Source organism: Pseudomonas sp. R3-57 (assembly GCF_051132065.1).
Lineage (GTDB): Bacteria > Pseudomonadota > Gammaproteobacteria > Pseudomonadales > Pseudomonadaceae > Aquipseudomonas.
The window spans coordinates 628,907-643,811 of sequence record NZ_CP071655.1; the positions used below are offsets into that span (position 1 = coordinate 628,907).

Annotated in this window: 8 protein-coding genes and 1 tRNA gene; all 9 read right to left on the minus strand. The window is 59.2% G+C overall.

The features are described from left to right. Nucleotides 1-100: 100 nt before the first annotated feature. Nucleotides 101-2,515, minus strand: a complete 2,415-nt coding sequence (pqqF, locus tag J3P93_RS02875; protein WP_434594996.1) for a pyrroloquinoline quinone biosynthesis protein PqqF — start codon at nt 2,513-2,515, stop codon at nt 101-103. 38 nt (nt 2,516-2,553) lie between these two features. Continuing rightward, on the minus strand, nt 2,554-3,348 hold the full coding sequence (locus tag J3P93_RS02880; RefSeq protein ID WP_434594999.1) for a carbon-nitrogen hydrolase family protein: 795 nt from the start codon (nt 3,346-3,348) through the stop codon (nt 2,554-2,556). 12 nt (nt 3,349-3,360) lie between these two features. After that, a complete protein-coding gene (locus J3P93_RS02885; RefSeq protein WP_434595001.1) occupies nt 3,361-5,043 on the minus strand; it encodes a flavin monoamine oxidase family protein in 1,683 nt (560 codons plus the stop codon). A 203-nt stretch (nt 5,044-5,246) separates the two neighbouring features. Then, nucleotides 5,247-5,705 carry an Lrp/AsnC family transcriptional regulator gene (locus tag J3P93_RS02890; protein WP_434595004.1) on the minus strand — a complete coding sequence of 153 codons (459 nt, stop codon included), beginning with the start codon at nt 5,703-5,705 and terminating at the stop codon, nt 5,247-5,249. Nucleotides 5,706-5,997: 292 nt separating this feature from the next. Beyond that, nucleotides 5,998-6,564 carry a PBECR2 nuclease fold domain-containing protein gene (locus J3P93_RS02895; protein WP_434595006.1) on the minus strand — a complete coding sequence of 189 codons (567 nt, stop codon included), beginning with the start codon at nt 6,562-6,564 and terminating at the stop codon, nt 5,998-6,000. Between the two features lie 195 nt (nt 6,565-6,759). Continuing rightward, nucleotides 6,760-6,836 (minus strand) — tRNA-Ile (locus J3P93_RS02900). A 15-nt stretch (nt 6,837-6,851) separates the two neighbouring features. After that, a complete protein-coding gene (locus tag J3P93_RS02905; protein ID WP_434595009.1) occupies nt 6,852-10,598 on the minus strand; it encodes a bifunctional diguanylate cyclase/phosphodiesterase in 3,747 nt (1,248 codons plus the stop codon). Nucleotides 10,599-10,724: 126 nt separating this feature from the next. Beyond that, nucleotides 10,725-12,572, minus strand: a complete 1,848-nt coding sequence (rpoD, locus tag J3P93_RS02910; protein WP_090286871.1) for an RNA polymerase sigma factor RpoD — start codon at nt 12,570-12,572, stop codon at nt 10,725-10,727. 67 nt (nt 12,573-12,639) lie between these two features. Further along, entirely contained in the window at nt 12,640-14,604 is a 1,965-nt protein-coding gene (gene dnaG / locus J3P93_RS02915; protein WP_090286869.1) for a DNA primase, read from the minus strand. Between the last annotated feature and the right edge of the window lie 301 nt (nt 14,605-14,905).

Below are 14,905 nucleotides of genomic sequence, written 5' to 3' on the forward strand. Positions count from 1 at the left end.
GCGCGGTGATGTTCCAATTAGTTAGGCGGCTATGTTACTCAAAATTTCAACGCGATGACCCGTGAATCTTTGAGAAAGCTCCTTGCAGCCTCGGTAATGATCATTTCGTCGCTTGCCAGGGAGCGGCGGGAGCCGGAGCGCTGGCGAGACAGAGCCAGCCGCCTTCGGCGTCGAGCAGACGCTGCGCGGCGCTGAGGAGTGTCGAACGGTCCAGCGCGGCAATGGTGGCGACTAACCGCTCAAGGTAATCCGACGAATGGCCGGCGAGCCGGGCCTGCCAGAGCAGCTCGGCCGCTTCTTTGAAGTCGATTTCAGCCGCATCGAATTGATCGGCGAGGCTTTGCCGATGCTGGCTGAGGCTGGCTTCATCCAATTGCTCAATCAGCGCTGGAAGGCCGTTGAGGAACGGCTGGATGTGCTCAAGCAGTGTGTCAGGCTTCACGTTGGGCGACTGCACGCCAAACACCAGCGCGACGCGGCCATGGATCTGACGCAAGGCGCTGAACACCGCGTAGCCCAGTTGCAACTCGACGCGCAGACGCTGATAGAACGGCGTCTGCAGCAATTGAGCGAGCAAGCGCCAGGCGGCTTCATCGGCCACGTTCTGGCTGGCGCTTGGGCAAAACAGTAGCACGGCGTGTTCGCTGGATGCCGTGTCGATGTGCTGCCAAAGGCGCCGACCGTTGATGGCGCAAGGCGCAGACAGCTGATGGTCCGGTTGGCCGGGGATGCGGCTCAAGGCCAGGCCCATCGCAGATTGACTTTGCGGGTTGAACCCCAGCGCGAGGCCGTCCCACCGTGCCGTTGTCCACAGATGCGCAGCGTCATCAGATGCGCCGACAGGCTCCAGGCAACTTTCCGGCAAGGCCTTGAGCAATTGGCGGATCGGCATCAGCGGCGTTTCCTGCTCGCCACGCGGGGAATCGGCTGAGACTGATGTCAGACATTTCAGCGCATGTTCCAGCACGCTGGACATGGGCTCTTGCAGGCCGGTTAGTTTCAGCAGCCATTGGTTGCCCGTTGCGCTGAACGACACCTCGACGCCGGCCTCGCTGGCATCTTGCCGGATCTGCTGAAGGCTGCGCTGCAGTCGCGCTTGCAGGTCAACGCTGGCGGCGGCGTCGACCTGCCAACGCAGATAAATCGCGCCTTCATCACCGTTACCCGGCACCGCCTGGCTGAACTGCATCGGCGAGCGTTCGCGGCGGCCGCGTGAGCGATCCTGAGCGAACGTGCGCAGGCCGCGGTGCGCGCTGGTCTGGCCGCGAATCAGTCCAGCGTTGGCCAGCGGCTCGTTGGCACGCAGGAAGGGGTTGGCGGCTGGCAAGCTCCAGTGCGTGCCGAAGTTATCCACAGCTCCGAGTTCGCGCAGAATGTTTTTCAGGGCTTCAACGGTGCAATCAGGCAGGCCGTTTTGCAATTGTTCACTGTCCAGCCGCGCCAGTTGCAGCGCACCGCCGATTTGCTGCTGCCGTTGCTGCACGGCTGCATATTCCTCACGCAGCGGCGCCCAGTCCTGTTGTGCGAAGAAGCTCAACCAGTCCAGCAATTGCGGGTGAACGACGTTCAACGTTTCGGCGCCCGCGTTGAATTGCAGATGCAGCAGCGCCTGCCCGTCGAAGTGATAAAGCGGCAGCGCCTTCAATCCCTCTGCGAGGTTGTGCTGCTGTAAATACGCCAGCAACCCACCGGGCTTGGCGCTATTGAGCCAATGGCAGAGAAATGCCAGCGCTTCGACAGATGAATCCGGCAATGCGTCGAACGCAAATAGCAAATTGCCATGCGGCCCATCGACCTGTTGATAACTGTTCACCGCCAACGGCACAGGCGCTGCCTGCGCAACTTTATCCCCAGCCGGTAGCGCTGCGGCAAAGTGTTCGGCCAGCGCACGCAACTGTTCCAGGCTTTGCGGCCCGGCCAGGCTCAATGTCATCTGCCCGGTGCGATAAAAGCGCTGATGGAAATCCTTCAACGCCTGTTGAAAGGCCGGTAGTTCGACTTTGAGGCTGTCGCGATTGCCCGCATGAAAACCCCGCAGCGGGTGTACTGCCGGTAAACCTTGGTACAGAGCAAACTGCTTTTGCGCTGCCGGATCTTGCGACCAGGCGACATATTCCGCCTGCAGCACTTCACGTTCGCGCAATTGATCGTCCAGATTCAGACGCGGTTGCGCGAGCATGTCTGACAGACGCTCCAGCCCACCGCTGAGGGCGCGCACAGGCAGCTCGAAGAAAAAGTCGGTGGTGCGTTCGCGGGTGCTGGCGTTCACTTGGCCGCCGTGGCCCTGCACATAGGCCATCAACCCTTCGTTTGCCGGGAAACGCTCGGTCCCGAGAAACAGCAAATGCTCGAGAAAGTGCGCCAGCCCCGGCCACGCCAACGGCACGTCGTGGCTACCGGCGGCCACGCGCAATGCGGCAGCGCTGCGCTTGAGGCCGGGCACATGACGCAGGGTCACGCGCAGGCCATTGGCCAGAGTTTCAGTGTGGGGGCGGGGGTGAGTCGGCGCAGGCATGGGCACTTCCAGAACAGTGAAGTGCCAATGCTAGCGGATTAGCGCTGGTTCAGCGCGGCGTAAAGCTCGGGGCGGCGATCGCTGAGGTAGCGATTGGCGGCTCGCGAGTCGTTCATCAACTGACGATCCAGCTCACCGACTATCAGCGCTTCGTCGAGACCGGCCAGCGCAGTGCGGCTGCCGTCCGGTGCGGCAATGCTGCTTTGCCCACAATACTGGATATCGCCTTCGTGACCGCAGTAATTGGCGTAAGCCACGTAACACTGGTTTTCGAAGGCGCGTGACCGCACGGTGACATCGGCAACGAAATCGAACGGAATCATGTTGGCTGTCGGCGCCACGATCAGCTCGGCGCCGGCGAGCGCCAGACGGCGGGCGTTTTCCGGAAACTCCAGGTCGTAGCAGATAAGAAAGCCGAGCTTCCAGCCGTTCAGCTCGACCACCGGCAAATCCGCCTCTCCTGGACTGAACATCGTCCGGTCGAGATCGCCGAACAGATGCGACTTGCGGTAGTTGGCCAGGCGCTCGCCCGTCGAATCGATCAACTGCACGGCGTTGTAAATCTGCCCGTCCGCGGTGCGCTCGGGATAACCGTAAACGATCGCCATGCCCGCAGCCTTGGCAATCCGTCCGATCTGCTGCGCCCATTCTCCGTTGTAGACCTCAGCCAGCGTGCTGACCGCTTCGGCACCAATGTTGTAGCCGGTCATGAACATTTCCGGCAGCACCAGCAGGTCCGACCCCTTGGCTTCCATCGCCACCCGGTGCAAGCGGTGCAGGTTGGCGGCGGGTTCCAGTGGCCGCGGCGGACATTGGTAAAGGGCTACACGCATCGAAGAATCCTCTTACTCGGGCAGGGCGATAGGGCCGATGTCTTTGAACACATCACCCGGGCCCGGGTTCGCTTTATGTGTCGAACCGCCGAAATGCTTCATGATCCCCCACACCGCGTTGAGCGAAGTCTGCACCGCCCCTTCGACCCAGGCCGGCGTCCACGACACGTCGTCACCGGCAATGAAGATCCCGCGCTGTTCGGCCGGCATCTCGTCCTGCATGAAGTGCGCGTACATGCGCTGGTTGTAGCGATAGTGGCCGGGCAGGGCGCCTTTGAAGGCACCGAGGAAATACGGATCGGCTTCCCACGATACGGTGATCGGGTCGCCGATGATCCGGGCGGCGATGTCGACTTTCGGGTAGATCTTCTTCAACGCGTTCAACGCCAGCTCAACACGCTTTTCCACCGGGTGTGGAAGCATTTTCAACGCGTCGCTCATCCACGAATACGACAGGCAAATCACCCCGGGTTTGTCGTCGCCGTTGTCGAACAGGTAGGTGCCACGGGTCAGGCGATCGGTGAGGGTCATGCTCATCAGGTCGCGACCGGTCTCCGGGTCCTTGTCCTTCCAGAACGGCCGGTCGACCATCACGAAGGTTTTCGACGATTGCATGTAGCGCGTGCGGTCCAGCGCCATCCACATCTTCTGCGAAAACAGGGTTTCGTCGCACTCGATCTGCGTGGTCAGCAGCCAGCTCTGGCAAGTGGTGAGCACCGCGGCGTATTCACGGGTGTCGCCGTTGTTGTCGGTGACCGCGAAACGGCCTTGCGGTGCATGGGCAATCTTCTTCACGCCGGAACGCGGCGCGCCACGGTGCAAGGACTTCAGGCTGGTGCCCGCGGGCCAGTGTGCGCAACGCTCCGGCACATGCCGCCAGATGCCTTGCGGCACTTGTTCGACACCGCCAACCACCAAGTGCTGGTGATCGTCACAATTGGTCATCACTACGCGGAAGATTTCCAGCATCGAATTGGGGAAATCCGAGTCCCAGCCACCGGTACCGAAACCGACCTGACCGAACACCTCGCGGTGCTGGAACGACAGTTTGGCGAAGGCTTTCGAGGTGGCGACGAAATCGTAAAAGGTTCGGTCATCCCATAGCGGCACAAGCTTGTTCCACAGCTCTTTGAGGCGCGGCACATCGCGGTCGCGGATGGCTTGCTGGATATCGGAGAACTGCGAACCGGCCTCCAGCGCATCCGCCCAGGCGTCAGCCACCTCCTGAAACAATGGAGGAAGATCCTTCAGGCTTTCTGCGTAATAGGTTTCGCCTTCCAGGTCGATCACGGTGCTGCCAGAGGCGCCGGTCAACGGGTTGGGGAAAGGCTTGGTTTCAAGGCCGAGTTTGTCGACGTAGTGATAGAACGCCGTGGACGACACCGGGAAGCGCATGCCGCCGAGTTCCGCAACAATCGCGTCGGCACCATTGAAGGCTTGCGAACGCAGACGGCCGCCCAGCTTCGAAGCCTCATAAACCACCGGTTTAAGGCCAAGCTTCATCAACTCGTAAGCGGCCACCAGGCCGGCAATGCCCGCGCCGACAATCGCCACTTCGGCACCGTGGTGGTGCTCGGGAATACTGCCCAGACCTGCCGGATGTTCGATCCAGTCGTCAAAGGCGAACGGAAAGTCCGGGCCGAAAATGGTGACTGGTTTCTTACCGTCTGCAGGATGGCGATTGTTCTTGTTCATGGCTGACCTTGCTGGCGACCCGACGCGGAATGCGCGTCTGAGTATAGGAAAAGATGCCGGCCATTCTAGGGAGCATGGAACACGTTAATAAGACGCAATGTGTCGTCGTTTTGCCAGCAAACTGAGCATAATGACGATGCTCAGTGACACATAGTCCACTGTGGGAGCCAGCCTGCTGGCGATGAGGCCGGCAGGTACCGAGATCAAACCGGCTGCCCCCGATCAATCTTGCTACTTAAAATGATCGAAGTCGTAGTCTTCTCGACCCCGTCGACACTGCCGATCTGATCCAGCAACTGATCCAGTTGCTCCGGTGAATCGGTCCGCAACCACGCCACATAATCAAACTCGCCACTCACCGCACATAACTGCTGCACTTGCGCCATCGCGCTCAGCCGGCGCAACACATCCTTGCCGGACCGCGGCTGCACCTTGATCCCGACATACGCCTGCAGCCCACCATCGACGACTCGCTGGCCGAGGCGCACGCCATAACCGGTGATGACTTTGGATTTTTCCAGACGCGCCAACCGTGAGGTCACGGTGGTGCGGGCGATGCCCAACTGCCGGGCGAGCATGGCCACGCTTTCGCGGGCGTTGATTTGCAGGGCGGCGATCAGCTGGCGGTCGATTTCGTCGAGGGTGGGGCGGGTGTCGGGCAAAGGGGGCTCCGTGGTTAGCAGGTAGGAATTGCGCATGTTACAGACACTGTCAGCGACATGCTGCGGGCTGTGGTTGAACAGTCAGCCGAGAGGTGGGCGTTACCCCTGCGCTGAAACAAAACATCGCATAATTGATTTGACTTGCCCCGCCTGTTTGTCAAGAATGCCTTCAAGAGCGCGAAATCTGCTGCCTTGCAGGGTATTAGCGGACGTAGGTACCTCAGCGATGCTGCAACGTCGGTGTAAGGTGAGACCTCTTGATCCCATTTCCTGAGGATGCCAATATCAGGATTCAAATATCAAGGGCAGCCAAATGGCTGCCCTTTTCTTTGTCTCCAATAATGTATCGCTTGAACAAAAGGTCACCCTGGCGGTGCTTGTTCATGGCTCTGGCCGGAGCATGCATAAAATTCCAGAGAATTTGTCCTTCTCGCACGTCGACAACTACAAGCATGTCGTTCTTTGCTTCGTAGGCGTTGATGAAGGCCATTCGGTATCGACCGTTATCGTAAAGGACTTTCCATACTTCGAAAGGTCCCTTCAACGTATCGATGGCATGTCGAACATAGCGCTCTCTAGAGTCTGAACGTTTTTCGACTATATGAGCCAGTTTGTCTCTCATGACCGCGACGTTTCCGATCGGCGTGATGATAGTCACGGCCAGTACGGACTCATCGACGAACCCGAAATGATCCAACAATATTTCGAGGGCGCTTTCTGCGTCGTCAGCCCTTTTTATTTCTTCTATTGCGGCCGACCGGAGTTCTCGAGATAACGTTCTAAGGTCGGGTAGCGCAAGATTGATCCATGTTTGTTGGTTGGCGGCTTCCTTTATCGGAGGCGCAATATTCACGAGCATGAAAAATCCTGTGCGGGCGGAGGCGTCTGGACATTACTCGTCTGATGAAATGGTCAACAAGAGAGTGGGAGGAGACAAAACATATCTTCAGAATTTGCCTACAGTCCTGGGGAAGTCTTCTGAGCATGCGTTTGCGAGGTAGCAGCCTGATCACCCGCCCACAAAAAAGCCGCGCATATAGCGCGGCTTTCAATTTGGTGGGCCCACACGGACTTGAACCGTGGACCAAAGGATTATGAGTCCTCTGCTCTAACCAACTGAGCTATAGGCCCTCAGTAGGTCGCGGATTATAGCGACGGTTTCTCGGCTGTGCTATCCGAAAAATCCGATACGGTTACACGCAGAAACGTTGCGGCGAATTCTTCCGGTGGCAGCGGCAGGCTGACGATGTAGCCCTGGATCTGTTCGCAGCCTTCGGCGGCCAGGAATTGTTGTTGTGCCTGGGTCTCGACACCTTCGGCGATGACAGTGAATTGCATGCTCCGGCCCAGTGCGATGATGGCCCGGACAATCGCCGCGTCGTGCGGGTCGTCGGGCAGGCCGCGGACGAATGACTGGTCGATCTTGAGGATGTCCAGCGGCAAGCGTTTGAGGTAGCTGAGCGAGGAATAACCCGTGCCGAAGTCGTCGATCGCCAGTTGCACGCCGAGGTGTTTGAGCTGGTGCAGCACGGCCAGTGCCTCTTCGGCCTGACTCATGATGAAATTCTCGGTAATTTCAAGTTGCAGTAAATCCGGCTGGAGGCGGTTGTCCTTGAGCAGTTGCTCGATGCGTCCGAGCAGGTTTGGCTGGCGCAGTTGCGCGCCGGCGAGGTTGACCGACAGCGGGCCGAGGCTGTCGTAGACCTGGTTCCACTCGAACATTTGCCGGCAGGCGGTTTCGAGCACCCAGTCGCCGATCTGCAGGATCATGCCGTTTTCTTCGGCCAGTGGAATGAAATGTTCGGGCGGTACGTCGCCGAACGTCGGGTGACGCCAGCGGATCAGTGCTTCGGCGCCAACCAGGCGATGGTCGTCGAGGCTGATTTTTGGTTGGTAATAGAGGAACAGTTCGTCGCGCTCGATGGCGCGGCGCAGCTCATGCTCCAGCGCAATGCGCTCGCTGGCCTGGGCGGTGAGATCTCGGGTGTAACTTTCGACGCGGTTGCGGCCCTTGGCCTTGGAGCGGTACATCGCTGCATCGGCGTTTTTGACCAGCGTGGCGACGTCGCTGCCATCGCGCGGATACAGGCTGGTGCCGATGCTGGCGCTGATGAAGAACTCATGTTCACCCGCCTGGAACGGTGCGCCAAAGCAGTTGAGCAGTTTGCTGGCGATGTTGTCGGCATCACTGGCCTGTTGCAGGCCGGGCAGCAGAATAATGAATTCATCCCCGCCCAGGCGCGCAACGGTATCGATGTCGCGCAGTTGCTCTTTCAAGCGGATGGCGATGCCCTTGAGCAGCAGATCGCCGACCGGGTGACCGAGACTGTCGTTGATGTGTTTGAAGCGGTCGAGATCGAGAAACAGCACGGCGCCTTGACTGCCGTTTTCTTGCTGACCATTCAGCGCCATCTGCAAACGACTTTCAAACAAGGTGCGGTTTGGCAGGCCGGTCAGAGGGTCGTGATGCGCCTGATAATCGAGCTTGGCCTGGGCGTGCTTGAGGCTGGAAATGTCGGCAAACACCGCGACAAAGTGGGTAATGAACTTGTCCCGATTGCGCACCGCACTGATGGTCAGCCAGCTCGGGTACAGCTCGCCGTTTTTGCGGCGGTTGGAGATCTCGCCTTGCCAGTGGCCTTCGGCGGTCAGCTGGTGCCACATTGCCGCGTAAAAAGCGCTGTCATGCAGGCCGGACGCGAGCAGACGCGGGGTATGGCCGAGGGCTTCGCTTTCGTTGTAACCGGTGATCTCGGTGAAGGCGCGGTTGACGGCGCTGATGTGCTGTTGGGTGTCGGTGATCAGCACGCCCTCGGCGGTGCTTTCGAATACGGTGGCGGCCTGCTGCAGTTTTTCCTGCATCAGATGGCGCTCGGTGATGTCGCGGGCGATGGTCAACATGCAGTCTTCTTCGCCGATCGGCAGCGGCCGACTGGACACTTCGCAAAGGCGAATCTGCCCGTCACTGCGGCGGATATGGCAGGTGAAGTCGCGCACGAAGCCGTCGCGCTGCAGCAAGTCGAGCATCTGTTTGCGCTCATTGAGATTGACCCAGATGCCCAGATCAAGCGTCGAGCGGTCCACCGACATGGCGCTGTTGAAGCCGGTAATGCGGCTGAAGCCCTCATTGACTTCCAGCAGCAAACCATCGCTTTGGCGCGACAGCAGCAAGCCGTCCGGTGAGGCGTGGAAAGCCTTGGCGAATTTCTCTTCGGATGTTTGTAGCTGCTGCTGGGTTTCCTTGAGCTGAGTAATGTCGCGTACGACGACGACCAGTGCCGCGGTGGCATCCAGATCGAATGGCTCGGCGGAAATCAGACCCGTGAACACTTGGCCGTTGTTGCGGCGAAAAGGCATCTCCAGGTTGCGGATACTGCCTGCCTGCAACCGCTGGAGCAGTCCCGGGCCGACGCCGGGAATACCCCAGATATTCAGATCGGTCGCGGTCTGCCCGAGGACGTCCCTGGCTTTCAGTCCGATCTGCTCTTCAAACGCTTCGTTGACTTCCAGCAGGCAGCCATCAGACAGCCGGGCGATCACCAGAATATCCGGACACTGTTGGAAGACGGAGGCGAATTTCTGCTCCGAGAGACGTAGCGCTTCTTCAGTGCGCTTGATCTCGCTGATGTCGATCATCAAACCGCGCATCACCGGTTCGTGACCATGTTCAATCAGGCTGACGATGTCGCGTACCCACAGACAACGGCCGTCGGCAGTGATGACCCGGTAGTCGACAATGTGATCGCGACCCTCACGCAGGGCCTCTTTGCAGTAGTTCTGCGTGCGGGTCAGATCCGCCGGGTGAATGATGTTGTGCCAGAAACCCGGTATCAGCCAATGGGATTGCGGATAGCCGAGCAAGTCCTCGGCATGGGGCGAGACATAGCTGTAGGTGAAGTCGCTCATTCGCGCTTCCCAAGCGATGGCCGAAAGGCTCTCCACCAGACCGCGATAGTGGTACTCACTGCTGCGCAGTTCCTGTTCGAGATCGATGCGCCGGGCGATCTCCGAGCTCAAACGGCGATTGATGCGAATTACCACGGCAAGGATCGTCACCAACAACAACAGCCCCGGCAAACCGTAAATCAACAGATCTGACCAGAATGTCCGGTGATCGAGGACGTTGCCGACCCACTGTTCCTGAATGCTGCTGATTTCATCCGGGCTCATGTCGGCCAGAACTTTATCGAGAATCCCCACCAGTACTTTGTTGTCGCGCGGCACGGCCATCGCCAATTGGTAGCGATAAGGAGTTTCACCACTGACGTACAGGCCGTCGAGCTTGAGTTGGCGCAGGCTCCAGACACTGGACGCGAGATCGCCAACGACGGCGTCGACTTCATCGGTGGCGAGTGCCTGCAACGCCGAGCTGACGTTGGGCATGGCCACCAGGTTCAAATCCGGATGGTGGGTGCGCAGCAATTCGTGTGGAGCGTAATTTTCCACCACAGCGATTTTCAAACCGTACAGATCACCAATCTTGCGCGGCTGCGCACCGCCGATGTGGGCGAGGATGACGATCGGGAAGTCCAGATAGGGACGGGTGAACGACAGGTAGGTCTGGCGCTCAGGGGTCGACATGATGCCGGGCAGCAGATCGATCTTGCCGCTTTTGACCTGTTCCAGCACCACCGTCCAGCTCACCGGTTCGATCGGCGTCAATTTGATCGACAAACGTTGGCGAATCACTTCGATATAGTCGGCCGCCAGACCCTGATAGCGGCTCTGATCGTCGCGAAACTCGAAAGGTGGCCACGACGCATCGACACCCAGGCGTAAATCCGGGTGAGCCGCGAGCCAGCTGCGTTCTTCTTCGGTCAGAGTCAGCGCGTCAGCCGTTGCGGTCCAGATCATCAGTGACAGCAAAAAAAGCACGGGCGCCAATCTGTGCATAACGCTCTCGTTATGGCTCGGGGATGATTGGTTCGAGTGTAGACGCGGTAGGCGGGGGAGGGGCGGTGCGAAGAATTTAATCTGCCATATAAACAAAACCCCCGGCCTGGGCCGGGGGTTCTGGTATCACTCGTCGAGGAAGGAGCGCAGATGCTCGCTTCGCGTCGGGTGGCGCAACTTGCGCAGCGCCTTGGCTTCGATCTGACGGATCCGCTCACGCGTTACGTCAAACTGTTTGCCCACCTCTTCGAGCGTGTGGTCGGTGTTCATGTCGATACCGAAACGCATGCGCAGGACCTTGGCTTCACGGGCAGTGAGGCCGGACAGTACTTCGCGAGTCGCTTCTTTCAGGCTCTCAACGGTGGCAACATCGATTGGCGACTGCATGGTCGAGTCTTCGATGAAGTCGCCCAGATGGGAGTCTTCGTCATCACCGATCGGGGTTTCCATGGAGATCGGCTCTTTAGCGATCTTCAATACCTTGCGGATCTTGTCCTCAGGCATTTCCATGCGTTCGCCCAGCTCTTCCGGGGTCGGTTCACGACCCATTTCCTGCAACATCTGCCGGGAAATGCGGTTGAGCTTGTTGATCGTCTCGATCATGTGCACCGGAATACGGATGGTGCGGGCCTGGTCGGCGATCGAGCGAGTGATCGCCTGACGGATCCACCAGGTGGCATAAGTCGAGAACTTGTAACCACGACGGTATTCGAACTTGTCCACCGCTTTCATCAGGCCGATGTTGCCTTCCTGGATCAGATCGAGGAATTGCAGGCCGCGGTTGGTGTACTTCTTGGCGATCGAGATCACCAGACGCAGGTTGGCTTCAACCATCTCTTTCTTCGCGCGGCGGGCCTTGGCCTCACCGATCGACATGCGACGGTTGATATCCTTGATTTCCGCGATGGTCAGACCGGTTTCGGTTTCCAGCGCGATCAGCTTCTGCTGGCAACGAATGATGTCCGGCTGTACGCGACCGATGGCTTCGGCGTACTTGCTCTTGCCTTTGGCCAGGGCGTCGGACCAGCTTTCGTCGACTTCGTTGCCCGGGAACTGACGCAGAAAATCGGCGCGCGGCATACGTGCATCACGTACGCACAGTTGCATGATCGCGCGCTCTTGCTGACGCAGACGATCCAGGGCGCTGCGAACACGCTCGACCAGGCCTTCGAATTGCTTCGGCACCAGTTTGATCGGCATGAACAGCTCGGCCAGTGCGAGCAACTCGGCAATCGCTGCCTTGTTGTTGCGACCGTGCTTTTTCAGGGCCTTGCGGGTGACTTCCATCTGGTCGGCGACGGCGCCAAAGCGCTGCGCAGCGATGACCGGATCCGGACCGCTTTCGGCTTCTTCTTCGTCATCGGAAGCTTCGGCATCATCGTCGTCGGTATCGTCGTCGGCCTTGACGGCTTTCGGGTCAACCGGCGGCGGCACTTCTGCCGCTGGCGGCGCAATGCCGTCGTCCGGGTCGATGTAACCGCTCAGAACGTCGGACAGGCGACCACCTTCGGTGGTGACACGCGTGTACTCGGAGAGAATGTGGTCAACCGTGCCAGGGAAGTGCGCGATAGCGCTCATCACTTCACGAATGCCTTCTTCGATCCGCTTGGCGATTTCGATTTCGCCTTCACGAGTCAGAAGCTCTACCGTACCCATTTCACGCATATACATGCGCACAGGGTCAGTGGTGCGACCGATATCGGTCTCCACTGCTGCCAACGCAGCGGCTGCTTCTTCCGCAGCGGCCTCGTCGGTATCGGCGTCGGCCAACATAAGGGCGTCCGCATCCGGAGCACTCTCGTGTACGGGGATCCCCATGTCGTTGATCATGCGGATGATGTCTTCCACCTGCTCCGGATCTGAAATATCCTCGGGCAGGTGGTCGTTGACCTCGGCGTAAGTCAGATACTTCTGCTCACGACCCAGTTTGATCAACTCAATAATACGAGACTGCTGTTGCGCTTTTCCGGACATAACACCCTATCCACTGAAGGTCTTGGCGGGCAAAAAACAAGCCGAGGATTATACCTGAGCTATGACCTCACGCGCCAGTTGAGGTCGGGTTTGATGCGGAAACATTGCGACTTAAAAGGTCGCGCAGTTGATTTTTCTCTTCGACGCTCAGTTCGCTTTGCCGCGCTTTCCTGAGTAACTGTTCGAGATTTCGCTCGCGTTGGCGGGCTGACAAGCTAGTAATGGTGTCGAAAAACTGTTGTTCAAGGTTTTCTCCGTCAATCAGCCACTCCTTTTCTGCCAGTGCCTTGAGCAAGCGTCCCTGTTCAGTGCCGTGCCATCGCGCGATCAACTGAAATGAGTTTAGCTGGGGATTCTTCTGTACGGCTTCGAGCAGTGCCACAAGTAACTGGGCATTGGTCTGATTTTCGTCGGCAATATGCCCGGCGTCTTCGACGCGCTTGGCCAATTGCGGGTGATGAAGCAGTGTGCGCAGGGCGGTCAGGGTCGGCGACTCGACACCGATCGGCGTGCGCGGACGCTGCTGATCACGATCGCCGCCACGCTTGCCGTTCTTGTCCCAGGGCTTCTTGTCCCACTTCTTGCCGCCGGCGCCGGGTTTCTTGGGCGTCCACTCCTGCTGCGGCACATACATGTCCTGTGCCTGCGGCTGATGGTAGTCGCCGTAGTCTGGCATGGCGTCGTAATCGATACCGGGGTCGTACGCCGGTGGCGCTTCCTGCGGCGCGCTCTGCGCGAGCTGGCTGACGGTTTCGCTGCTCAGGCCGGTGATTTCGCTCAGGCGCTGACGCATCAAAATACGCAAATTCGCACCCGGTACTTTATCGATCAGCGGCGCGGCAAGGGTGGCCATATGCGCCTTGCCTTCAAGCGAGCGTGGGTCGGCTTCTTCGGTCAGTTGCTGGAAGAAATAATCGGCCAGCGGCTGCGCATGCTGATTGATCCGCGCCTTGAAGGCATCGGTGCCCTCGGCGCGGACCAGGGTGTCCGGGTCTTCGCCTTCGGGCAGAAACAGGAAACGCGCACGCCGCCCGTCCTGCAGGCAGGGCAAGGTGGCTTCCAGCGCCCGCCACGCGGCGTTGCGGCCAGCCTGATCGCCGTCGAAGCAGAACAGCACGTTCGGCACGACACGAAAAAGCCGCTTCAAATGTTCTTCGCTGGTGGCGGTGCCCAGCGTCGCGACGGCATTGCGCAAGCCCTGTTGGGCGAGGGCGATGACGTCCATGTAGCCTTCGACGACGATAATCTCGTCGAGGTTGCGATTGTTCTTGCGGGCTTCATACAGGCCGTAGAGTTCCTGGCCTTTATGGAACACCGGGGTTTCTGGGGAGTTCAGGTACTTGGGCTTGTCGTCACCCAGCACGCGGCCGCCGAATGCGATGATCCGGCCGCGGGTGTCGCGGATCGGGAACATCACCCGATCGCGGAAGCGGTCATAGCGTTTGCCGGTTTCGGCATTCTCGATCAGCAGGCCGGCGTCGATCATGGCTTTCTGTTGCAGGGTATCGCTGCTCAAATGCTTGAACAGGTTGTCCCAGCCAGGCGGTGCAAAGCCGAGGCCGAAATCACGGGCGATCTCGCCGGTCAGTCCGCGGCCCTTGAGGTAATCGACCGCCGCTTTACGCGCGGGATGGCTCTTGAGCGCCTGCCGATAAAAATCGGCGGCTGCGGTCAGTAGCGGGTACAGCGGCGAATCGGTCGGTTGCCGGGGTTTGCGCTCGCGGCCGCTTTCTTCGCGGGGTATTTCCATGCCGGCGGCTTTGGCCAGATCTTCGACGGCCTGGGGGAAATCCAGGTTGTCGTGATCCATGAGGAAGCCGAGGGCATTGCCGCCGGCGCCACAGCCGAAGCAATAGTAGAACTGCTTGTCGGGGCTGACGCTGAAAGACGGTGTTTTCTCTTTGTGGAACGGGCAGCAGGCGGTGTAGTTCTTGCCGGCCTTCTTCAATTGCACGCGCGAGCTGACCACGTCGACGATGTCGGTGCGGTTCAGCAGGTCGTCAATGAAGCTCTGGGGTATCAGCCCGGCCATGGCGTTCTCGTCGTCTGCGCTGCAAAAAGTCCGTTGCGACAGGCTGTCGAACGCGGGTCTATGTTGGAAGCGCGCAAAATGTGCGGCTCGACCGGTGTCGTCTGCATGATCGCTGTCGGGAAGTGTATCTGCCGAAAATCCACTGACGTTAGTACCTATCAGTCTTCGACTATTTGAAAGTGTTGCGCTGAGTCCGCTGACGGCCGGTAAAGGGCCTCGGATAGCTCAATAAAGCGGGCACGCATGAGGTGCCTTGGGCTGATCGTCGTAAGAGGAATCAGTGGGTGTGCTCGTCAGTAGC